The following is a 21,742-nucleotide window of genomic DNA, read 5'->3' as shown; positions in this document are numbered from 1 at the left end:
TTTTGGAAGAGGTAATCGTTATTGGAATTGCAGGAGGAACGGGCTCAGGAAAAAGTACGTTAATCGATCGTATCAAAAATGAATTTGACAATGCAGTATCTATATTAAGTCATGATTTTTATTATAAGCGTCATGATGAATTGCCGTTTGAAGATAGGGAAAAACTTAATTATGATCATCCGGATGCTTTTGATACGGACTTGATGATTGAGCATATTATAGCTTTAAAAAAAGGAAAGACGATCCTTCGGCCCGTATACGATTTTGTAATTCATAATCGTACCAAAGAAACTATTTCTGTAGAACCCAAAAAAGTAATCTTAGTAGAAGGTATTTTGATTTTTGAAAACAAACAATTAAGAGACTTGTTTGACATTAAAGTTTTTGTTGATACGGATGCAGATGTAAGGATTATTCGAAGAATTTTAAGAGATGTCAGTGATCGAGGACGTAGTTTGGAATCCGTCATTCATCAATATCTAACAACGGTTAAATTGATGCACGAGGAATTTGTTGAGCCAAGTAAAAAATATGCCGACATTATCGTTCCAGAAGGCGGATATAACGTGGTTGCACTCCAAATGTTAAACGAACGAATCAAATCTTTACTTAAATAATAAATAATTATGAGAATTATTTTTGCAGAGCAATGCCCTTTTTTAAAAGGGCATTTTCTATACGCAAAAATGCAGAAATATCTTTACAACCAATCCGATGCAGATGAATTCCTTCGGTTAAATCGCTAAGCGGTTTGCCCTCTCCCTCTTGCACTCTTGCAACGAATAAATCAGCATCATAGCGGGAATGAATAGCAAGAGAACCGGATATTTGCCCGTAGATTGCATGCTCAATGGTTACATCAATGAGACAGCCGCCATAATCGACAACTGTATAAAGTTCTTCAATTAGCTGTGAAGCAGTATGTTTGCAAGCAATTACACCGATGTATCCAAAGGAATTTTGGGTATCATCCTCTGCAGTATAAAGGTATCCTCGAGGGGTAGCAGATATATTGTTGCCGGAAGCTCGTAAAATAGCAATATCTCCAACAATTACTTGACGACTTACCTTAAATTGGGAAGCCAGAGCTGTTGCGCTGATTGGTGAATCTGACTTTTGCAGCGCAGTTAGAATTTGCTGACGTCTTGTTTCTGTTTGCATGAACGATGCTCCCTTCATAATTTAATATGATTATGATAGCATACATAAACACATAGGTCAAATGACAACTTGATATGTGTCTTGACATGTATCTTGCTGTCTGATAAAATAAAAACGTTTTAGTACATAGATTTTTATTTGGAGGGAAGAATGGAGCGTGTAAAACAGTTTTTAAAACGAAAGGATATTGAGTTTTCTGCCAAGCGTTATTTTAATGATGCTTTATCGGCAATGGCCTTAGGTTTATTTGCCTCTCTTTTAATTGGATTAATTATAAAAACATTGGGGGAGCAAAGTGCTTTGCTTTTAGGTGGTAATGTAGTGTCTGACTTCTTTATTGCCACTGGGGGTACTGCAATGAAATTTATGGGTCCAGCGATTGGCGGTGCTGTTGCCTTTGGACTAAAATCACCACCTTTAGTACTCTTTGCAAGTATCATTACAGGAGGAATGGGTGCTGAATTAGGTGGACCGGCAGGTGCTTTTCTTGCCGCAGCATTTGGAGCAGAGTTTGGGAAAGCGGTTTCAAAAGAAACAAAGGTAGATATTATTGTAACACCATTTGTGACAATTGTTATGGGAGCGGTTGCTGCTCATTTTTTTGGACCTGTTGTTTCAGCATTGATGACTGGGCTTGGAAAAATTATTATGACAGCTACGGAGATGAGACCATTTTTGATGGGGATTATAGTTGCAGTTGTTGTTGGATTAGTTTTGACTGCACCGATTTCAAGTGCTGCACTTTGCATTATGCTGGATTTGAGCGGATTAGCCGGAGGCGCAGCAACGGTAGGGTGCTGTGCACAAATGATTGGATTTGCAGTCATTAGTTTTCGGGAAAATGGAGTTGGAGGATTACTGGCGCAAGGTATTGGTACTTCTATGCTGCAGGTATCAAATATTATAAAGAATCCTTGGATATTACTTCCACCAACGTTGGCGGGTGCAATCATCGGTCCGATTGCAACCAGTAAATACTTTACAATGACGAATATACCGGCTGGTTCAGGCATGGGAACATCTGGATTTGTTGGACAAATTGGAACATTTACCTCTATGGGATTTCATGGACAAGTCTTCTTTTTTATTTTAATTTTACATTTTATTCTTCCAGCTGTTATTGCTTGGATTACAGATTATGGTTTGAAAAAATTAGGAAAAATTAAAGTAGGCGATTATAAATTAGATCTATAATAGTTGTATGAAAAAGGACGTTTCAGTTGAAACGTCCTTTTAATTATTAAAATAAATATCAATCTATCTCATTAAATATGTAAATTAAGTGATTAATATTTTTCTTTCGCAACGTGAGAAGCAATTTCTGCTTTTACAAGCTGTTTAATTTGCCAAGCACGCTTTTTAGAGGCATAGAAAGCACTGTTGCATCCTGGATCTAGGTTGATTTCCAAGCCTTCTTTGCAAAGTGTATTGATTTTTGCTGCTAAAGCTGCAATTTCATGGTGAATATCATTGGTACGATCTGCCTTATATATCTTTTCAGATGCCTCTTCGGAAAGAGAAGTGAATTTTTCTGCTGGAGCACCACATTTTGGACAGGTACTTGGAGCGGAATCCCCTTCCGTAATATAACCACATACACTACATTTCCATAACATAATCATTTCCTCCTTTAATATAGGTTTATATTTTATTAATATTTTTATTATACCCACGATAAAAACCAAGCAAACATGATAATAAAATGTTTATTTCAATTTTATTCGACAAAACCAAACAAGAACTTTCAGTTGTAATATTGCTTAAAAAATGGTACTATCTAATAGTCTTCTTTTTCCAAAGAAGGAACTCTTACTGTGAAAACTGAAGAAAAAAAGGAAAAGGTCTTAAGATGGAAATAGAAATGAAATATGGCATAGGGGATAAAGAATGTGCCGAAAATATTTGGGATGACGAGGATCTTTTACGCATAGCAGACATAGAATCACGAGAAACTATTTTAATGAAAGCCGCGTATTTTGACACCGATGATTATGTCTTGTCTAAGCATGATATTGCTTTTCGTGTACGGATGGAAGGAAATCGAGTGGTAGCTTCCTTAAAATGGAACGGAAGCTGCGAAGAAGGACTTCATAGTAGAGAGGAAATTAATGTTCCAATCAACGATGAGGCATGTTTAATTATGCCGTCACCGGAAGTTTTTAAGGAAAGTGAACAAGGGAGAGCTGTCCTTGAACTTTTAGGGGATAAGCAGTTGCGTAGTTTAATTGAAACCTGTTTTTTACGCAAACGTATGCGCATTGATTCGGGAAATGCCATTTGTGAAGTTGCAATTGATGAAGGTGAAATTGTGACAGATTTTGGTACGGTACCGATTTGTGAACTGGAGATTGAATTATTCTCTGGTGAGGAGGAAGAAGTAAGCGTAATTGGGGAACGACTTGCACAAAAATACAATCTAAAGGCTGAGAATCGAAGTAAATATGCGAGAGGCCTGGATCTGTTAAAGGTAGGAATGGCCAAAAAAAACGATAAAAAATAGAAAAATAATGAGGGACTTGATGAAAAAATCGAGTCTCTTCTATTATTTTTAATAAAAAAAGGGTAATATAGGGTGATAAAGGGGTATAAATGTGGTCAAAAGCCTCTTTTTCGTAAATACTCTTTACTTTATAGTGGGAAAACGATATAATAATGTGCGCAGTTTATGCATTTTCGTAAATTAGACGTAGAAAATAAGAAAAAACAAGTGTAAAAAGATTTACACTTATACCCATTTGCTATTCTGCATATGGGAATAAAATAAAATAAAAATATAGCTAGGCAAATTTATGGTTATTCCTAAAGAGATATGGTCATTTTGTTTGCCTTGTTCGTTGAGATGGAGGACAAAAATGAAAGCAACTTTATTAACTAAAGAAAAAAATGACGCAAAATTCACTATGACCTTTTCTGCTGAAGATTTCGAAAAGGCATTGGAAGAGGCTTATCAGAAGAGCAAAGGTAAATTTGTAGTGGATGGTTTTCGTAAAGGAAAGGCTCCGAGAAAATTAATTGAATCTAAGTTTGGCGAAGATGTTTTTTATGAGGATGCAATCAACGAAATGTTTGCAGCAGGATATCCGCAGGCTTTAAAAGACTTGTCATTGAACCCGGTAGATCGACCATCTGCTGATTTTGGTGAGGATAAAATTGAAAAAGGTAAAGATTTTACAGTTACCATTACCGTAACTTGTATGCCTGAATTTGAAGTTAAGGATTATAAAGGCGTTAAGGTAGCAAAAATCGAACATCCAGTTACGGATGAAGATGTAAATAAAGAGTTAGAAGGATTACAGAAGAGAAATGCAAGAATGGTTGTTGTTGATAGAGCAGCAAAAGAAGGCGACACTGTATTAATTGATTATGCTGGTTTTGTAGGCGAAGAACAGTTTGAAGGTGGCACTGCAGAAAGACAGCCGTTAGCTTTAGGATCCAATACATTTATTCCTGGATTTGAGGAACAGTTGATTGGTGCAAATGCCGGTGAGGAAAGAGATGTGAAGGTTACTTTCCCTGAAGAATATCATGCAGAAAACTTAGCTGGAAAAGAAGCTGTTTTCAAATGCAAGGTACATGAAATTAAGGAACAGGAATTACCAGTACTTGATGATGACTTTGCAAAAGATGTAAGTGAATTTGACACTCTCGAAGAGTTAAAAAAGGAAACAATAGAAAAATTAGAAAAAGCAGCAGAAGAAGCGGTAGAATATGAAACAAAGAATGCTGTATTGGAAAAGGTATACGAAGCAAATGAAATTGATATTCCGGATTGCATGGTTGAAGATCAGTTAAATGAAATGCTTCAGGAGTTTGAGCAGCAGTTGTCACGCCAAGGACTAAATTTACAAATGTACTGTCAATATTTGAATAAGGAATTGAAAGATTTGAGAGAAGACCTTCGTCCAGATGCTCAGAAAAAGGTTAAAACTCGTCTTGTAATAGAAGCAGTTGCTGATGCAGAAAAAATGGAAGTTTCAAAAGAAGAAATGGAAAAAGAAATGCAGGCTATGGCTGATATGTATAAAATGGAACTGTCTAAGCTACAGGCTATGATGCAGATGGAAAACCTTGCTTACTTACAGCAGGATATAAAAATGAGAAAAGCCATCGAATTTATGTTTGAAAATGCGATAATTGAGTAATAAATAGTATATACATCAAAAAGAGAGGGGTAAAGAAAAAATGAGTTTAATTCCTATGGTAGTGGAACAAAGCAGCAGAGGCGAACGCTCCTATGATATTTATTCAAGATTATTGAAAGATAGAATTGTATTTTTAGGTGAGGAAGTAAATGAAACCACAGCAAGTCTTGTGGTTGCTCAGCTTTTGTTTTTAGAATCTGAGGATGCTGAAAAGGATATTAGCTTTTATATTAACAGCCCGGGAGGCTCAATTACCGCAGGGATGGCAATTTATGATACGATGCAGTACATCAAACCAGATGTTTCAACGATATGCATTGGTATGGCAGCAAGTATGGGGGCATTTCTGTTATCCTCGGGTGAAAAGGGAAAGAGATTTGCGCTGCCAAATGCAGAAATTATGATTCATCAGCCTTTGGGAGGTATGAAAGGTCAGGCAGAGGATTTAAGAATTCATGCAGAGCGGATTATCAAAACAAAAGATAAGCTGAATCGTATTTTAAGCTTAAACACAGGGCAGGATTTTGCTACCATTGAGCGTGACACCGATCGTGATAATTTCATGGATGCAGAAGATGCCTTGAAGTATGGGATTATTGACAAGGTGATTGCCACTAGAAAATGAGGGGAGGATATATGAGCAAGTATGATGAAAGCAAGCAGCTTCGATGCTCCTTCTGCGGGAAACCGCAAGACCAGGTTCGCAGATTAGTTGCAGGGCCCAATGTATATATTTGTGATGAATGTATCGAGTTATGTCAAGATATTATAAATGAAGAGTTCTCTGTGGTTGAAGAACAGGGAAAAAGTCAAATAGAATCTGGGTCCTTACCAAGACCTAAAGAAATTGCACAGATTTTATCCGATTACGTTATTGATCAGGATAGTGCAAAGAAAACGCTTGCTGTAGCAGTATACAACCATTACAAGAGAATTAACAGCATAAAAAAACAAAAGAGTGACGATGTTGAACTTCAAAAAAGTAATATTGTTATGATTGGACCAACTGGTTCAGGTAAAACATTGCTTGCACAGACATTGGCAAAGATATTAAATGTACCTTTTGCCATTGCTGATGCTACGGCACTTACAGAAGCTGGTTATGTTGGTGAGGATGTAGAAAATATACTCTTAAAATTAATCCAAGCCGCAGACTATGATGTAGATAAAGCTCAAAAAGGTATCATCTATGTGGATGAAATTGATAAAATTGCAAGGAAATCAGAAAATCCTTCCATTACACGTGATGTAAGTGGAGAAGGGGTTCAACAAGCATTGTTGAAAATCTTGGAGGGAACGGTTGCCAGTGTACCGCCGCAAGGTGGAAGAAAGCATCCACATCAAGACTTCATTCAATTTGATACAACCAACGTATTATTTATTTGCGGCGGTGCTTTTGATGGATTGGATAAAATCATTCAAAGAAGAATTGGTGAAAAAACCATTGGTTTTAATTCAGAGATTGTTCAAACTAAAGTTGACTCTTCTGATTTATTAAAGAAAGTACAACCAGAAGATTTACTGAAATTTGGTTTGATTCCAGAATTCATTGGACGTTTACCGGTTATGGTTACCTTGGAAGAACTTACCAGAGATGCTTTAGTAAGAATTATCAGAGAGCCTAAGAATGCAATTTTAAAACAATATAAAAAGCTTTTTGAACTGGATGATGTTGAATTAGAGATTGAAGAAGACGCAATTATGCGTGTAGCTGAAAAAGCGATTGAACGAAAAACCGGTGCTCGTGGATTACGAAGTATATTAGAGCAGGTTATGACAGATATTATGTATGAGATTCCGTCGAGAAACGATATACGCAAATGTATTATAACGAAAGGCACAATTGATTGTAACACTGGGCCGGCATTGGTGCTTTTGGAGGGAACCCAAAGCACTGAAGGCAGTGAAAAGGAAGAATCCGCATCATAAACAGACGGCTCTGCCGCCTGTTTTTGTTACTTTGCGCATCTAGTTTTTTTAAGAAGGAGGGGAACAACTATGGTAGAGAAAAAGAAAAAGGCTGCCCTAGAAGAACAAGAACCTGTTGAAATCAATACAAATATAGATGTTGAAATGAATGCCGATAATGAAAAACAAGATGAAATAGATAGAACACAGGAAAAAGGCTCCCATATTATGCCTTTGATTCCTCTTAGAGGATTGACTGTATTTCCAAATATGGTTCTTCATTTCGATATAGGCAGAGAAAAATCCATTGCAGCTTTAGAAAAAGCTATGATGATTAATCAAATGGTATTTTTGACTGCACAAAAAGATGCAGAAACAGATTTACCTACTAAAAAAGATTTTTATCATATAGGTACAGTAGCTAAAATTAAACAGATGCTAAAACTTCCAGGAGACAATATTCGTGTTTTGGTTGAGGGCGTGTGTCGTGGAGAAATGTGTAACTTATTAAAGGAAGTCCCTTATTTTAAATGTGAGGTTGATGAAATTTATGACGAACGTTTTGAAGTGCTGCCTCCACGGATTGTAGCACTTATGCGTACTGTTCTAAATGAATTTGAAGAATATCTTAGCTTTACACCGAAGGGCGGTATGGATGTTCTTTCTTCGGTTGCATCTGAGGATCAGCCGGGTAGACTCGCAGATATTATAACTTCTAACCTTGATGTTAAAATTGAGGAGAAACAATCCATTTTAAATGCCTTTGATATAGAAGAACGATTGGAGATTCTTGGATCATTGCTTAGCCGAGAAATTGAAATTCTTCATATTGAAAACGATATCAGTACAAAGGTAAAGACTCAAATGAATAAAACTCAGAAAGAGTATTATTTACGTGAGCAGATTCGTGCAATTCAAGAAGAATTGGGACAAGACGAGGGGATTGAGGATGAAATCCAAAAGTGGCTGAAACAATTAAAGAAATTAAAGTTGCCGGCAAAGTTGCATGAAAAAGTGGAAAAGGAAATAAAAAGACTGAATAAAATTCAGCCGTCATCCGCTGAAGGTGGCGTCATTCGTACGTATATCGAATGGGTTTTGGCTTTGCCTTGGAATAAATCTACAAAGGATAGCATTGATCTCAAAGAAGCAAAGAAGATTTTGGATCAGGATCATTATGGCTTAAATAAGGTTAAGGAACGTGTATTAGAGTACTTAGCTGTTATGAAGTTAGCAGGAAGTATGAAAGGACCTATTTTATGTTTAGTAGGGCCTCCAGGTGTGGGAAAAACTTCTGTCGCAAAATCCATCGCTCGAGCAGTAAATCGAAACTTTGTCCGTATGTCACTTGGTGGAGTACGCGATGAAGCAGAAATTCGCGGACACAGAAGAACTTACATTGGTGCGATACCGGGCAGAATCGTTTCCGCTATGAAGGATGCAGGAAGCAGTAACCCCGTTTTCTTATTTGATGAAGTGGACAAGATTGGTGCAGATTTCCGAGGAGATCCTGCTTCGGCACTTTTAGAGGTTTTAGATCCGGAGCAAAACAAAGAATTTATGGATCATTATTTAGAACTTCCATTTGATTTATCCAAGGTCATGTTTATTACGACAGCAAATTCAACGGAAACAATACCAAGACCGCTTCTTGATCGTATGGAAGTAATTTCTGTTTCCGGTTATACGGAAGAAGAAAAGGTGAAAATTGCACAGAAATATCTGCTTCCGAAACAAAGAAAAGAGCATGGTCTGAAAGAAAAGGATCTTACCATTTCCGAAGATGGAATACGTTCTCTCATAAATGACTATACAAGAGAATCTGGAGTAAGAAATTTGGAACGTGAACTTGCAAATGTGTGTCGTAAGGCTGCACGTCAAGTTGTTGAGGGAAAAGATAAAAAGAAGCGAGTTACTCCAAGGAATATCGAACACTACTTGGGAAAAAAGCGTTATCACTACGATCGCATCAAAGATAATGATGAAATTGGTGTTGCAACAGGGATGGCATGGACAATTGTAGGTGGAGATACTTTGTTTATTGAAACTACCGTAGTGCCGGGAACTGGAAAACTGGTTCTAACCGGTCAGCTTGGAGATGTTATGCAGGAATCAGCAAAGGCTGGTATCAGCTTCATTCGTTCTCAATGTAAAGAGTTTAGCATCAATGAAGACTTTTATAAGGAGAAAGATCTGCACATTCACATTCCGGAAGGGGCAACGCCAAAGGATGGCCCTTCGGCTGGTGTTACAATGTGTACTTCCGTAATTTCTGCTTTGACAAATACGCCAGTCAGAAAAGATGTTTCCATGACCGGAGAAATTACACTTAGGGGTAAAGTTCTTCCTGTGGGAGGAATTCGTGAAAAGGTCATGGCAGCACATCGTGCCGGCATCAAAAAAGTTCTTTTGCCAAGAGGCAATGAAAAGGATATTGAAGAAATTCCTTCTGCGGTACGAAAAGACTTAACTTTTGTTTTACTGGATACCGTGGAAGATGCATTGAAAGAAGCTTTGGTAAAGTAAAAGCAATAAAACGACGGAGGAAAGTTATGATTATTAAAAAGGCAGATTTGCTGGCGGTTGCAGTAAAAAAATCCCAGTATCCAGAGGACAACCAAAAAGAGATTGCTTTTGCTGGACGATCGAATGTTGGAAAGTCTTCACTCATCAATATGCTATTAAATCGAAGAAACTTTGCTCGTGTCAGTGGCAATCCAGGGAAAACAAGAACCATTAATTTTTATGAAATCAATGATAGCTTTCGCATTGTTGATCTTCCGGGATATGGATATGCAAAGGTATCAAAGTCTATTTCTGAGGGTTGGGGAGATATGATGGAAAATTATTTGTCCAACCGTCAGAATCTATTAAAAGTAATACAGCTTGTAGATATTCGTCATGCACCATCTGTGCAAGATGTGCAAATGTATGAATGGCTTCGGTATTATGATTTAGATGGTATCGTAGTGGCAACGAAGGCGGATAAAATTTCAAGAAATGAGATGTTTAAGAATATCTCAGTCATTCGAAAAACTTTAAAATTATCACAAGATGATTTGGTGATTCCGGTTTCCTCACTTAAGAAAACCGGAAGTACCGAATTGCTGGAGGTTTTTGATTTACTGCTGGAGGATTAAACCATGCAATTTATTAGCTGGAGTGTACTAATAAAGCGAATTAAGGCAATCATATATATGATGAAAGATAAGTCTGTGCCAAAAAGAAAGAAGGCATTGATTATAGCAGGTATTGTATATTTGATTCTTCCTTTTGATTTAATACCACCCATCATTCCTGTTTTGGGGTTTTTGGATGATATTGTTTTATGGTTATTTATCTTGAGCTACTTGAAGGACGAGCTGGACAAATATTGGGTTGGAGATGAAGAAATCAAAACAACTTCAAAAAAATATCGTGGAAAAAACATTATAAATGATGTAAACTTTGAAGTATGCGAGGATGAGGAGTGTACGAAACAGGAAAGTGATGAAGAATGCAAAGAAGATTGCATGAAAAGTAAGGAGAGACGATCGTGAAAGAAAAGCAATATGAATTTGGTGAAATTTTAATTAGCGAAGAGCAATTGAGAGCAAGAACCAAAGAATTAGGAAAGCAGATTACAGAGGATTATAAAGGTGAATCCATTTTAGCAGTATGCATCTTAAAAGGTGCCGTGTTGTTTATGACGGATTTGATTCGTGAAATCGATTTGGACGTTATGATTGACTTTATGTCTGTTTCCAGTTATGGGGCTTCTACAAAAAGTTCTGGTGTCGTACGTATTTTAAAGGATTTGGATACAGCGATAGAGGGTAAGAATGTTTTAATTGTAGAAGATATTGTTGATTCAGGATTGACTTTAAAATATCTTAAAGATTATTTATTAGGAAGAAAACCAAAGAGTTTAAAAATTTGTACGTTACTTGATAAACCAGCTAGAAGAACTGCGGATGTTACTGCAGATTATTCTGGTTTTGAAGTTGGAGATCAATTTATTGTTGGTTATGGACTTGATTACAATCAAAAATACCGTAACCTTCCTTATATCACTTCTCTTGTTGAAAAATAAATGTTTATGGAGACTCAATTCTGAGCCTTTTAATAATAGAATTTACGTACATAAAAAAGGAGAGTAAAAAAATGAGTTACAAAGCACCAATCGGATTATCCAATAAGCATCTGCACTTAAGTCAGGCAGATCTTGAAGCGTTGTTTGGAAAGGGTTATGAGCTGCACCCTACTAAAGATTTAAAGCAGCCGGGACAATTTGCATGTGAAGAAAAAGTTGATATTGTAGGACCTAAAAATACCTTAAAAGGAATTCGTGTATTGGGTCCGGTTCGCCCTGAAACTCAGATTGAACTTGCAATGACAGATGCAAGAACCATCGGTATTGCTGCCCCGATTCGTGAATCAGGAAAGCTTGAAGGAACTCCAGGAGTAAAGCTGGTTGGACCTGCAGGAGAAGTTGAGTTGGATCATGGAGTGATTGTAGCATTGCGTCACATTCACCTTTCTCCAGCACAGGCAGAGGAAGCTGGTGTAAAAGACAAGGACATCGTAAGCATTAAAGTTGAAGGCGATAGAGGTTTAATCTTCGACAACGTATTAGTACGTTCCGGAAATGGTCATGAATGTGAAATTCATTTGGATACAGATGAAGGAAACGCAGCTGGCCTTGGAAACAATTCTTTCGGTGAACTTCTAAAATAATTTAGCTTGATTAAAGGCATTACGTAGCATGTTTTGAATAAAATGCAAAGTAATGCCTCTTTTTTTCTTTGATTTTTATTTAGTATAAATAGAAGGGAGAACGAAGAATGAAACATCTAAATGAATACTTCGATCATACAATTTTAAAAGCAGAAGCGACTGAAGGCGATGTAATTAAAATTTGTGACGAAGCAAAAAAATATGGATTTTATGCGGTTTGTGTCAATGCATGTTACGTTAATTTAGCGAAAAAACAATTAGAAGGCAGTGAAGTAAAGGTAGCTTCTGTAATCGGTTTTCCTTTGGGTGCTTGTGGCACACCGGTAAAGGTTTTCGAAACTGAATGGGCTTGCTCTCAAGGGGCGAACGAAATTGATATGGTCATTTCAGTTGGAGCGTTAAAAGATGGTAAATTCGAAATGGTACGTGATGATATTCGCGCTGTTGTAGAAACAGCGAAAAAGCAGAATGCCATTGTTAAAGTTATTTTAGAAACTTGTCTTTTAAGCGATGAGGAAATTGTTATTGCCTGCAATCTTTCAAAAGAAGCGGGGGCTGCTTTTGTGAAGACATCAACGGGATTTTCAACCGGAGGTGCAACAGTTCATCATGTAGCACTAATGAAGAGAACAGTAGGAGATGGAATGCACGTAAAAGCATCTGGTGGAATTCGAACATTAGAGACAATGGAAAAAATGATTGAAGCTGGAGCGGACCGTATTGGAGCAAGTGCATCCGTCTCTATTTTAAAAGAGAATTAAAAAAAGACCTCCTTAACCATGGAGGCCTTTTTCTTTTGCTAATTTCATGAGATAACTATATTTTGTTTTTGCTGCCAGCATATCATAAATGGCTTGATCGATTAAATCAGCGTCAACCGCTTCATTAAAACGTGATTCTGCATCACGCCAATCTCTTTGCGCTTTATCGATCGAGTTGATTAATTTACTTTCTTCTGTGACTGTCTGAGGAAGATTAATAAAATTTTTCCACATTACTTTCACATCCCTTTCCGCTTTTTCATTCTATTTTATGCCAATTATCATAAATTATACGGGAGGGAGTGTGATTTTTATGGATATGCAAGCTGAAATCGGTATCTTACTAGCCTATGCAATGGGAATTTTATTACTTTATGTTTTAGGGTACATGTTTTTAGTACCAATTAAGCTAGTAGTTCGATTAATAATGAATAGTATTCTTGGTGGAATTACCATTTTGGTTTTAAATTGGATTGGTGGATGTTTTGGGTTCCATTTAGCTCTAAACCTTATTTCAGCAGCGGTTGTTGGATTGCTTGGTATACCTGGGATTATCCTATGGGTTATGTTGACAGCAATTCCTTTCTAGAGCATTCAAATTTTAATAGTAAATCTCTTTTCGGAGACGATGGTATAAAATTGTTACTAAGAGAGAGTATACAATTGTCATTAAAATGGTTACAGGCACTCTTGGAAAAAGCAATGCAAGGTAACTTGTTCCAAAGAGGATAGATAACCAGAGTGTATTAAGACCGATCGAGCATACACCTTCTGTTAGGAGTGTTATCAATAAAACGTTTTTCCATTTCATTTGACCGCCTATGATTGATTTTAATAGCCCCGGTAAAAAACCTGTAAGACACGCGGTCAAAGTAAAGCCCGGAAAATAAGGTCCTGCCGGAAATAAAGTAGCTCCGATTAAATCGGAAAGGATGCCTGTAATGGCACCGGATAAAGGACCTAAGAGAAAACCAGCCAGCATAAGAGGGATATTTCCTAAGCTAATACGAACGGAATTAAATCCGAGAAATGGAAGATAGAAGGCTAAAAATCGAGTCAATACAATACTGATCGTAGCAAAGAGTGTAATTAATAATAAATTTTTTGTGGTTAACTTTTTTTTCATACTAAAAAAATCCTTTCTATTCTAAATAGCTATAGCAAAAAACTACACTAAAGAGGAAAGGATTCCTTACGATTTCCTTATTCATTTCTCTAATGCAGTAGTGGACGCAACATTACATCGCAAGCTTCCGCTTTTCGTTCATAAGCAACATCCCATCTTATGACACTTAACGCGCAATATTTACTCTACTGCTTTTAGCATACTATGCTCAGAAAAGATTTTCAAGAGAGATTTTTTCATTTAAATAAAGGAATTTTAATTGTTCATGAATGCACGATAATTCTCCAAGTGCAAGTGATGAATCTTTAGACTTTATATAAGATTCTGCACGGCCAATGGAGAAATCTGTATCAAGCAATGCTCTACTGTCTAAGAAGAAAGTATAGATTTTTTTATTATCATGCCACTTGTCTGAAAAATCACTAAAATGCTTTTCTGCTGAACCCCAGTCGTCATTTTCAATTTCAATCATGATATTCTGTTCAAGATTTTTTGATAATTCGTCAATCGATTTTTCACAATAAAACATAAAGACAAGCCAAATTCCTAAAATCAAAAGGAGATTAATAATTGAAATAATAAAAGAACGCATTTTTATTTCCCCCCTTCTTTAACAATGTGTTTGATTGGATTTTTTGAATCATTGTGTTGATAAATATGAAGGTTTTTCTTTTCATCCGCATAGCAGAGGAAAACGTTTTTATAATGCGTAATTTGTTGTTTTAAAAGTTCACTTTTTAATTCATTTTCAGAGATGCCTAAGTGACAAAGATTTTGCATATATAGAACACCATCAGAAATGAGCACCATAGGAATTGTTTCTTCTTTCATAGTTATGGACAAATCCGATGGAGTAACAGGTCGTTTGTTTGGCGTTGGAATCACACTTAAATCACCATTTACCTCTAAAACGGCATAATCCAAATCTGCAATGGAAGGATAATTTTTTAGGCGAAGTTGTTCTACTAAATCATCAATGCTGATTCTCAAACGTTTCATTTCTCGCAAGTCAAGAGCTCCTTTGTCAATTAAAATAGATGGAGTTCCAGTTATAATTTTTTTAAAACGTTCACTTTTCAAAGACAACACTGAAATCAGCACTTGAAGAAAAAGTAAAGAAAATAATGCAGTAACACCGTTAAGCAGAGAGACGTCCGGAGATTCAATCGGCAAAGAAGCCAATTCTGCAATCATAAAAAGGATAACCATTTGGAAGGGATCCATTTTTGATAGCTCGCCTTTTCCCATTACTCGAAGCACAAATAATACAACTAAATATAATATGAATGTCCTTATTAATATAATAATCATTTTATACCTACCAATCACAGCTTATTTAAGTGAGATTAAATTACAATTATCAATTATTTTGTGCACAATTTTGTAGTCTATACAAAAATATGTTATATAATAAAAGATGAAAAAACAGATTCAACAGGAGATAAATATGAAACAAAATAGTTATAAATTTGCCTTGCTTTATATATTTGTGTATTCAGCCATGGGAGCGGTCTTTCCTTTAATTGGACAATATTTGATGAAATTGGGATTTACGGGTACTCAAATTGGTATTGTAACTGCCTCTGCAACTGCAATTGGTATTGTTGCAGCACCTTTTTGGGGAAGTGTATATCATAAAACAAATAACAGTAAACGAGTAGTATTGCTACTTTGTTTTGCAGCAGTTATCGTTCCTGTTCTTCTTTTGCCTATTTCTAATTTTGCACTATTTCTTATGGGTTATATTATTTTATTCTTTTTTCAAATTCCTATTTGCCCTTTAATTGACACAATGACTTTAGAGGGAAATCATGATTTTGGTTCCATTCGAAAATGGGGGGCTGTTGGATATGCCGGTGGGGTATTTGTTGCAGGTCAATTGGCGGCTTATCTTGGATTGCACTGGATTTTTATTATGTTTTCGATGACTTCTTTTGCGGCCGGAATTATGGTGTTATTCATTATGAGAGCAAAGACGGTTTTGAAAGAGGTTGAACATAAAAATGATATTTATAGTAAACGAAAAACTGTAAGTATACCAAAGTTATTATGCAATAAAAAATATGTGGCTATTTTATTAAGCGCATTTTTTGTAATGGGAACCAATATTGCAAATAATACTTTTTTTGGATTTTTATATACAAGCGGGGGTGGAACCATCAGCGGAATCGGATTGGTTTTTTTATTTATGGCAGGAAGTGAAGCACCTTGTATGGCTTGGGTGCATCGTTTTTCCAATCGATTTACATTGGAACGAATGATTTTGTTCGCGATGATATTGTCAGCTTGCCGCTTTTTTTGGTATGGAACGGGCCCTTCGGCTATTTTGTTAATGGCAACCTTTTTTTTGCAGGGAATTGTAAATGGTATTCTTCTAATTGAATTTATTCGTTATGCTGCTAAAGTTGTTGATGTTGCGTTTTTAGGACTTTCTATGACATTAATACAAGCCATATCTTGCAATGGGAGTACGATATTGTGCCAGCTGATTGGAGGTTATTTTATGGATCGATTTGGGAGTGGTGCAGTATATATCGGATTTGCAATTATGAATTTATTAGGGGTTTTGGTGTATTTATCATTTGGATTGCATAAAAAGCCACAAGAAAATTTTATTGATTAATTGTAATTTAAGTGATTTAACATGGAGGAGTCGATGGTTTCAATATTAATGGTAGATAGTAATCGAAGTCGTTGCGCTATGGTTGCCGGAATTGTGATTATGAACTTAACTGAGGAAGTAGAATTGCTAAGAACTTCTTGTGCAGAGGAAGCTTTATTTTTGATTTATCAAGAAGAACGGTATTTTGACTTGATTTTTTTAGCATCTATACAAAAAGAGGGTAATGGATTTCGATTGGCAGAGCAAATACGAAAAGAACCAAGGTATAAACAAATTCCAATTGTTTTTATTACAGAACGACCGTTTCATGGTTTAGCGCATATATCTCATAACCAAACAAACAGTTTTTTAATTAATCCATTATTAAACTCAGAATCAGAAAAGGCATTAAGTCAGTTTCTTGAAAGTTTAGTGAAAAAGAAAGTACGGCTGCAGGAATCCCGTGCAATTTATATACACCATTTAAGAGGAGAAACGTTTTTAAATACGGATTCAATTCTTTTTTTAGAAGTGAGGAACAAAGATTGTTATATATACACGGAACGAGAAATATTTCAATGTAAACGAGAAGGGCTTTCTAACTTCATTGAACGATTGGATGTACCGTATATTAAGAAATGTCATCGTTGCTTTGCGGTTAATACGAAGAAAGTGAGAGGGTGTACAAAGCTAGATCGTCGACTATGGACCCTTCATTTTAATGAGCGAAAAGATGTTTGTTATGTAAGTGCAACTTTTTACGAGGAAGTTAAAAAACAGTGCCATTTCATTCCATAGATTGCCCTTTCAGGCCAATCCACTTGTTCTTTAAAATTCATAACGTATAATAGAATGCAAGTTAATATGCGATGGAGGGGAATTTCATGAGTAAAAATAATATGAATATTCGTATGGCAAAAAAAGAAGATGCTCAACTAATTATAAAGTATATCAAAGATCTTGCAGATTATGAAAATGAGTTGGATCAGGTTTGTGTAACGACGCAACGGTTGGATCAAGAAATGTTTGCTGATCAGGGTGCAGAAGCATTAATCGCTGAAATTGACGGAGAGCCAGTAGGATTTGCCTTTTTCCATAGAAGTTTTTCTACTTTTTTAGGAAAACAAGGGCTTACATTGGTTGATTTATATGTAGAGCCGCAAATGAGAGGAAAAGGATGCGGCAAACAAATGTTAGCTTATTTAGCAGATTTGGCTGTGAGCAGTGGAATGGAACGTTTAGAATGGTGGGTTCATGATTGGAATCATGATGCCGCAGAACATTATCGTAATTGGGGGGCTTTTCAGGTACCTTACATTCGGGTATATCGACTTTGTGATGAGCCACTAAAAGCTTTAGCAGAGGAATGTTCGTATAAAACCAACGAAAACGAAGAATGTTTATTTGAAACAGAACGACTTCGAATATTAAGAGCAAAGGAAACGGATATAGACGATATTATCGCACTTGAAAGCCATCGAGAAAATCGAGATTATCTATGGATTGGTACATATGAGGAGCATAAAAATGAAATCAATGATCCGAATCATGAATTAGTAGTATTTCAGGAAAAAGTTAGCAAAGAAGTTGTTGGGTATGCATTGATACGTTTGGATTATGCTTCGAAAAAATGGGAATTACGACGTATTGCCATTTCTAAAAAAGGAAATGGTTTTGGAAAAGAAGTTATGAATGGTTTTTTTAAATATGCATTTGATAAATTAGAAATGAATCGTTTTTGGCTGGATGTATATCCGGATAATTTAATCGGCATTAAATTATATGAAGGATTGGGAATGCATTGTGACGGTACCCTTCGTCAGAATTACAAAAGCGAAAGAGGTTATCTGGATCAAATCATCTATTCTATGCTCTATGAGGAATATAAAAGACGAGAGCAGAAAGCTTAGAAGGTATATAAAAACTTATTTTCCTTTCGAAAATAAGTTTTTGTTTTCTCTTTTTTAATTAGTAATTGAAGAAATACCAGTTATTAACAATGTTGATTATGTTATAAATTTTGCACTTATTATTATATTTACAAGGAGTATACTATGGCTTTATTACCTTTTGTCTGTTTGGGAATTGGCATATTTTTAGGATTGTTTATAAAAAACCAAAAATTTTTAACAGTAGCTGATAAGGTTTCGACGGTTTCACTTATTTTACTTATGATTACTATAGGTACGAATATCGGACTTAATGATTCAATTATGAGTCGTTTTACAAGCATTGGATTTCATTGTATAGTTATTTCATTATCTGCGGTGTTCTTTAGTATTTTAATGACATACTTATGTGAAAAAACGGTGCTTCCATTGGAGGACATTGACAGAGAACTGAAGAATAGGAAATTAAGCTTGGATACTAACTCATTAAATGGATTGCAGGAAGTTAATTTAATTGAGGAAGGTGAAAACAAAACATCTCATTTAGTTTGGATTATGCCAGGCAGCATCATTTTAGGGTTGGTTTTCGGATTGTTATCTAGAGGAATGATTGAAAGCTCTAGTCTGGATTCTTTTTTTACTGTTTTTTTAATCATACTTTATATATGTGTAGGGATCAGTCAAGGCTCGAACAAAGAAGTATTTATCTTTGTAAAGGAATTAGGTCTTAGAGTGCTATGGCTTTCAGCCGCAATATTAGCAGGGAGTTTAATTGGCGGGATAGTTTCTGGAGTTTTGTTAAAAATCCCCCTCCATGTATCTGTTATATCGTCATCAGGTATGAGCTTTTATAGTATTACAGGTGCGTTTATGACACAAGCTTATGGAGTTGAGGTGGGAACCTATGGATTTATTGTAAATGTGCTTAGAGAGTTTTTTACTGTTCTTTTAATGCCGATGTTGATTAAAATCAGTAAAGGCAGTCCGATTGCTGGTGGAGCAGCTGGCAATATGGATACCATGCTTGCTCCGGTAACAAAGTTTGTAGGAGCGGAATTGGGACTGGTTACTTTAATAACCGGAACCATATTAACATTTTTAGTACCTTTTTTACTTCCAGCATTGTCAGCGATCCTGTAAGAGAATATTTTAGTTTTTTTTGTTCATTTGATTGGAAATCATGTATATAGTTTTATTTTTTGGAAAAGATATACTGGGAATGGAGTAGCAAGTAAATAACTTGACAGACTTAAGTTGTTGCAATTAAAGGAATTGAGAAATGTTTAATAAATATCGCATAAAAAAATGGAAAAAAGATTAGAAAATTGGTTGACAGATGCGAATTACTTTGCTATTCTAATATAGCTGTCTTGCACAGGCGGTTTCACGGAGTCCTTGATTGGTTCTTCATTAACTGAATGTGCACCGCGAAAAAAGTTGAAAAAACGAAAAAAAGTGGTTGACAGATGCAAAGAAAATTGATATTATAAATAAGCTGTCTCGTGAAGATGCGGCGCTCGAAACGTGAGAATCTCACCTTCGAAAGCCAAAACGGCGACCACGAAAAAAGTTGAAAAACAGAAAAAAGTGGTTGACAAAATGAGCGCAGTAAGCTATAATAAAAAAGCTTCGTTACCACGGAGCGGCGCTTGAAAAAAGCGCATCGGACGATAAAAATCTACAAATTAAAGTTTGTGATTTTTCAGTCCAGAGCCTTCTGGCATTTGCGCATTGCACAAATGAAGATAGGTTCACGAACCTTGAAAACTCCATAGTGTAGAAATTGAGTCAAAGAGATTTTTAAGTAAATCTCAAACGTCGAAACAGTGCAAACTGACAGAGACGAAAAAGACTTAAGTACAAAAACAATCTGCAAAAGATTGGTAAGAAACATTCAATGAATTGGATGGATCTTCGTACAATTTCTTAAAAACAATAATTTCAGATTCGTATGCAAATATGAAATGAAAAAAAGAAGCGAAACGCAATGCGTTTGGCTGAGCTAGATTTGAAGGCTCCGTAAGGAGCGTTTAGATACCAAATTTATTAAGAGTTTGATCCTGGCTCAGGATGAACGCTGGCGGCGTGCCTAACACATGCAAGTCGAGCGAGAAGCTCATGAATGAAACTTCGGTCGAATGATTGAGCGGAAAGCGGCGGACGGGTGAGTAACGCGTAGGCAACCTGCCCCATACAGAGGGATAGCCTCGGGAAACCGGGATTAATACCTCATAACGCGCGAGTGTCACATGACACTTTCGCCAAAGATTTATCGGTATGGGATGGGCCTGCGTCTGATTAGTTAGTTGGTGAGGTAACGGCTCACCAAGGCAGCGATCAGTAGCCGACCTGAGAGGGTAATCGGCCACATTGGAACTGAGACACGGTCCAAACTCCTACGGGAGGCAGCAGTGGGGAATATTGCACAATGGGCGCAAGCCTGATGCAGCAACGCCGCGTGAGCGATGAAGGCTTTCGGGTCGTAAAGCTCTGTCCTTGGGGAAGAAAAAAATGACGGTACCCTTGGAGGAAGCCCCGGCTAACTACGTGCCAGCAGCCGCGGTAATACGTAGGGGGCAAGCGTTATCCGGAATTATTGGGCGTAAAGAGTACGTAGGTGGTTATGTAAGCGTGGGGTGAAAGGCAATGGCTCAACCATTGTTAGCCTTACGAACTGCATGGCTTGAGTGCAGGAGAGGAAAGCGGAATTCCTAGTGTAGCGGTGAAATGCGTAGATATTAGGAGGAACACCAGTGGCGAAGGCGGCTTTCTGGACTGTAACTGACACTGAGGTACGAAAGCGTGGGGAGCAAACAGGATTAGATACCCTGGTAGTCCACGCCGTAAACGATGAGCACTAGGTGTCGGGGGAGCGATCCTTCGGTGCCGTAGTTAACGCATTAAGTGCTCCGCCTGGGGAGTACGCACGCAAGTGTGAAACTCAAAGGAATTGACGGGGACCCGCACAAGCAGCGGAGCATGTGGTTTAATTCGAAGCAACGCGAAGAACCTTACCAGGGCTTGACATCCCTCTGACCGTCTCTTAATCGAGACTTCTCTTCGGAGCAGAGGTGACAGGTGGTGCATGGTTGTCGTCAGCTCGTGTCGTGAGATGTTGGGTTAAGTCCCGCAACGAGCGCAACCCTTGTCATTAGTTGCCAGCAGTTCGGCTGGGCACTCTAGTGAGACTGCCGGGGATAACTCGGAGGAAGGTGGGGATGACGTCAAATCATCATGCCCCTTATGTTCTGGGCTACACACGTGCTACAATGGCCGGTACAGAGAGAAGCAATCTCGTGAGAAGGAGCAAAACTCTAAAACCGGTCCCAGTTCGGATTGTAGGCTGAAACTCGCCTACATGAAGTTGGAGTTGCTAGTAATCGCGGATCAGAATGTCGCGGTGAATGCGTTCCCGGGTCTTGTACACACCGCCCGTC

23 protein-coding genes, 1 rRNA gene and 1 riboswitch are annotated in these 21,742 nt (G+C 37.1%); of the genes, 18 read left to right on the top strand and 6 right to left on the bottom strand.

The window, feature by feature from the left end:
- Positions 1-2: 2 nt before the first annotated feature.
- The gene (gene udk, locus I2490_RS10630) at positions 3-617 is read left to right on the top strand and encodes a uridine kinase (protein WP_206459752.1); all 615 of its coding nucleotides are present in this window, start codon (positions 3-5) and stop codon (positions 615-617) included.
- A gap of 16 nt (positions 618-633) precedes the next feature.
- Here the strand turns inward: udk and I2490_RS10625 are convergent, their stop codons facing one another.
- Positions 634-1,161 carry a transcription repressor NadR gene (locus tag I2490_RS10625; protein WP_206459751.1) on the bottom strand — a complete coding sequence of 176 codons (528 nt, stop codon included), beginning with the start codon at positions 1,159-1,161 and terminating at the stop codon, positions 634-636.
- Between the two features lie 150 nt (positions 1,162-1,311).
- On the opposite strand from I2490_RS10625, the gene I2490_RS10620 reads away from it, so the two are divergent.
- Entirely contained in the window at positions 1,312-2,355 is a 1,044-nt protein-coding gene (locus tag I2490_RS10620) for a PTS transporter subunit IIC (protein ID WP_206459750.1), read from the top strand.
- Between the two features lie 92 nt (positions 2,356-2,447).
- On the opposite strand, the gene I2490_RS10615 is transcribed toward I2490_RS10620, so the two are convergent.
- Positions 2,448-2,777, bottom strand: a complete 330-nt coding sequence (locus I2490_RS10615; RefSeq protein WP_330634623.1) for a rubredoxin-like domain-containing protein — start codon at positions 2,775-2,777, stop codon at positions 2,448-2,450.
- Positions 2,778-3,010: 233 nt separating this feature from the next.
- On the opposite strand from I2490_RS10615, the gene I2490_RS10610 reads away from it, so the two are divergent.
- The 10 genes from I2490_RS10610 to deoC all read left to right on the top strand — a co-directional run bounded on the left by I2490_RS10610 (position 3,011) and on the right by deoC (position 12,688).
- Positions 3,011-3,661: a CYTH domain-containing protein gene (locus tag I2490_RS10610; protein WP_206459748.1), complete on the top strand. Its 651-nt coding sequence runs from the start codon at positions 3,011-3,013 to the stop codon at positions 3,659-3,661.
- A gap of 352 nt (positions 3,662-4,013) precedes the next feature.
- Positions 4,014-5,303, top strand: coding sequence for a trigger factor (gene tig, locus I2490_RS10605; protein ID WP_206459747.1), 1,290 nt, complete (start codon positions 4,014-4,016; stop codon positions 5,301-5,303).
- Between the two features lie 10 nt (positions 5,304-5,313).
- Complete coding sequence (clpP, locus tag I2490_RS10600; RefSeq protein ID WP_330634664.1) at positions 5,314-5,928, top strand: ATP-dependent Clp endopeptidase proteolytic subunit ClpP; 615 nt, start codon at positions 5,314-5,316, stop codon at positions 5,926-5,928.
- A gap of 11 nt (positions 5,929-5,939) precedes the next feature.
- Positions 5,940-7,232, top strand: coding sequence for an ATP-dependent Clp protease ATP-binding subunit ClpX (clpX, locus tag I2490_RS10595; RefSeq protein ID WP_206459745.1), 1,293 nt, complete (start codon positions 5,940-5,942; stop codon positions 7,230-7,232).
- A 207-nt stretch (positions 7,233-7,439) separates the two neighbouring features.
- A complete protein-coding gene (gene lon, locus I2490_RS10590) occupies positions 7,440-9,737 on the top strand; it encodes an endopeptidase La (protein ID WP_245157192.1) in 2,298 nt (765 codons plus the stop codon).
- Positions 9,738-9,763: 26 nt separating this feature from the next.
- Entirely contained in the window at positions 9,764-10,351 is a 588-nt protein-coding gene (yihA, locus tag I2490_RS10585; protein ID WP_206459743.1) for a ribosome biogenesis GTP-binding protein YihA/YsxC, read from the top strand.
- Between the two features lie 3 nt (positions 10,352-10,354).
- Positions 10,355-10,750 carry a YkvA family protein gene (locus I2490_RS10580; protein ID WP_206459742.1) on the top strand — a complete coding sequence of 132 codons (396 nt, stop codon included), beginning with the start codon at positions 10,355-10,357 and terminating at the stop codon, positions 10,748-10,750.
- Positions 10,747-11,283 (top strand): hypoxanthine phosphoribosyltransferase, encoded by a 537-nt coding sequence (gene hpt, locus I2490_RS10575; protein WP_206459741.1) that lies wholly within the window; start codon positions 10,747-10,749, stop codon positions 11,281-11,283. The genes I2490_RS10580 and hpt overlap by 4 nt, the downstream gene beginning before the upstream one ends.
- Before the next feature lie 71 nt (positions 11,284-11,354).
- A complete protein-coding gene (pduL, locus tag I2490_RS10570) occupies positions 11,355-11,927 on the top strand; it encodes a phosphate propanoyltransferase (protein ID WP_206459740.1) in 573 nt (190 codons plus the stop codon).
- Between the two features lie 107 nt (positions 11,928-12,034).
- The gene (gene deoC / locus I2490_RS10565; protein WP_206459739.1) at positions 12,035-12,688 is read left to right on the top strand and encodes a deoxyribose-phosphate aldolase; all 654 of its coding nucleotides are present in this window, start codon (positions 12,035-12,037) and stop codon (positions 12,686-12,688) included.
- A gap of 12 nt (positions 12,689-12,700) precedes the next feature.
- On the opposite strand, the gene I2490_RS10560 is transcribed toward deoC, so the two are convergent.
- Positions 12,701-12,922: a YaaL family protein gene (locus I2490_RS10560; protein ID WP_206459738.1), complete on the bottom strand. Its 222-nt coding sequence runs from the start codon at positions 12,920-12,922 to the stop codon at positions 12,701-12,703.
- 79 nt (positions 12,923-13,001) lie between these two features.
- On the opposite strand from I2490_RS10560, the gene I2490_RS10555 reads away from it, so the two are divergent.
- Entirely contained in the window at positions 13,002-13,277 is a 276-nt protein-coding gene (locus tag I2490_RS10555; protein WP_245157160.1) for a pro-sigmaK processing inhibitor BofA family protein, read from the top strand.
- Positions 13,278-13,289: 12 nt separating this feature from the next.
- Here I2490_RS10555 and I2490_RS10550 read toward each other — a convergent pair whose 3' ends face one another.
- The 3 genes from I2490_RS10550 to I2490_RS10540 form a co-directional block, all read right to left on the bottom strand.
- A complete protein-coding gene (locus I2490_RS10550) occupies positions 13,290-13,814 on the bottom strand; it encodes a folate family ECF transporter S component (RefSeq protein ID WP_206459737.1) in 525 nt (174 codons plus the stop codon).
- A gap of 96 nt (positions 13,815-13,910) precedes the next feature.
- A riboswitch (THF riboswitch) is annotated at positions 13,911-14,004 on the bottom strand.
- A gap of 18 nt (positions 14,005-14,022) precedes the next feature.
- Positions 14,023-14,406: a DUF4363 family protein gene (locus tag I2490_RS10545; protein WP_206459736.1), complete on the bottom strand. Its 384-nt coding sequence runs from the start codon at positions 14,404-14,406 to the stop codon at positions 14,023-14,025.
- 2 nt (positions 14,407-14,408) lie between these two features.
- Positions 14,409-15,125: a DUF421 domain-containing protein gene (locus I2490_RS10540; RefSeq protein WP_206459735.1), complete on the bottom strand. Its 717-nt coding sequence runs from the start codon at positions 15,123-15,125 to the stop codon at positions 14,409-14,411.
- A gap of 136 nt (positions 15,126-15,261) precedes the next feature.
- On the opposite strand from I2490_RS10540, the gene I2490_RS10535 reads away from it, so the two are divergent.
- The 5 genes from I2490_RS10535 to I2490_RS10515 form a co-directional block, all read left to right on the top strand.
- Positions 15,262-16,437 (top strand): MFS transporter, encoded by a 1,176-nt coding sequence (locus tag I2490_RS10535; protein WP_206459734.1) that lies wholly within the window; start codon positions 15,262-15,264, stop codon positions 16,435-16,437.
- 33 nt (positions 16,438-16,470) lie between these two features.
- Complete coding sequence (locus I2490_RS10530; protein ID WP_206459733.1) at positions 16,471-17,214, top strand: LytR/AlgR family response regulator transcription factor; 744 nt, start codon at positions 16,471-16,473, stop codon at positions 17,212-17,214.
- A gap of 86 nt (positions 17,215-17,300) precedes the next feature.
- Entirely contained in the window at positions 17,301-18,326 is a 1,026-nt protein-coding gene (locus tag I2490_RS10525; protein WP_245157159.1) for a GNAT family N-acetyltransferase, read from the top strand.
- 144 nt (positions 18,327-18,470) lie between these two features.
- Positions 18,471-19,445: a lysine exporter LysO family protein gene (locus I2490_RS10520; RefSeq protein ID WP_206459731.1), complete on the top strand. Its 975-nt coding sequence runs from the start codon at positions 18,471-18,473 to the stop codon at positions 19,443-19,445.
- A 902-nt stretch (positions 19,446-20,347) separates the two neighbouring features.
- Positions 20,348-21,742 (top strand): 16S ribosomal RNA (locus I2490_RS10515); the annotation flags it as partial.

Source organism: Anaerovorax sp. IOR16, assembly GCF_017168145.1.
In the GTDB taxonomy this organism is placed as follows: Bacteria; Bacillota; Clostridia; order Peptostreptococcales; family Anaerovoracaceae; genus IOR16.
Note: the sequence above shows the minus strand (reverse complement) of the source record. Positions and strands in the feature narration are given on the sequence as shown.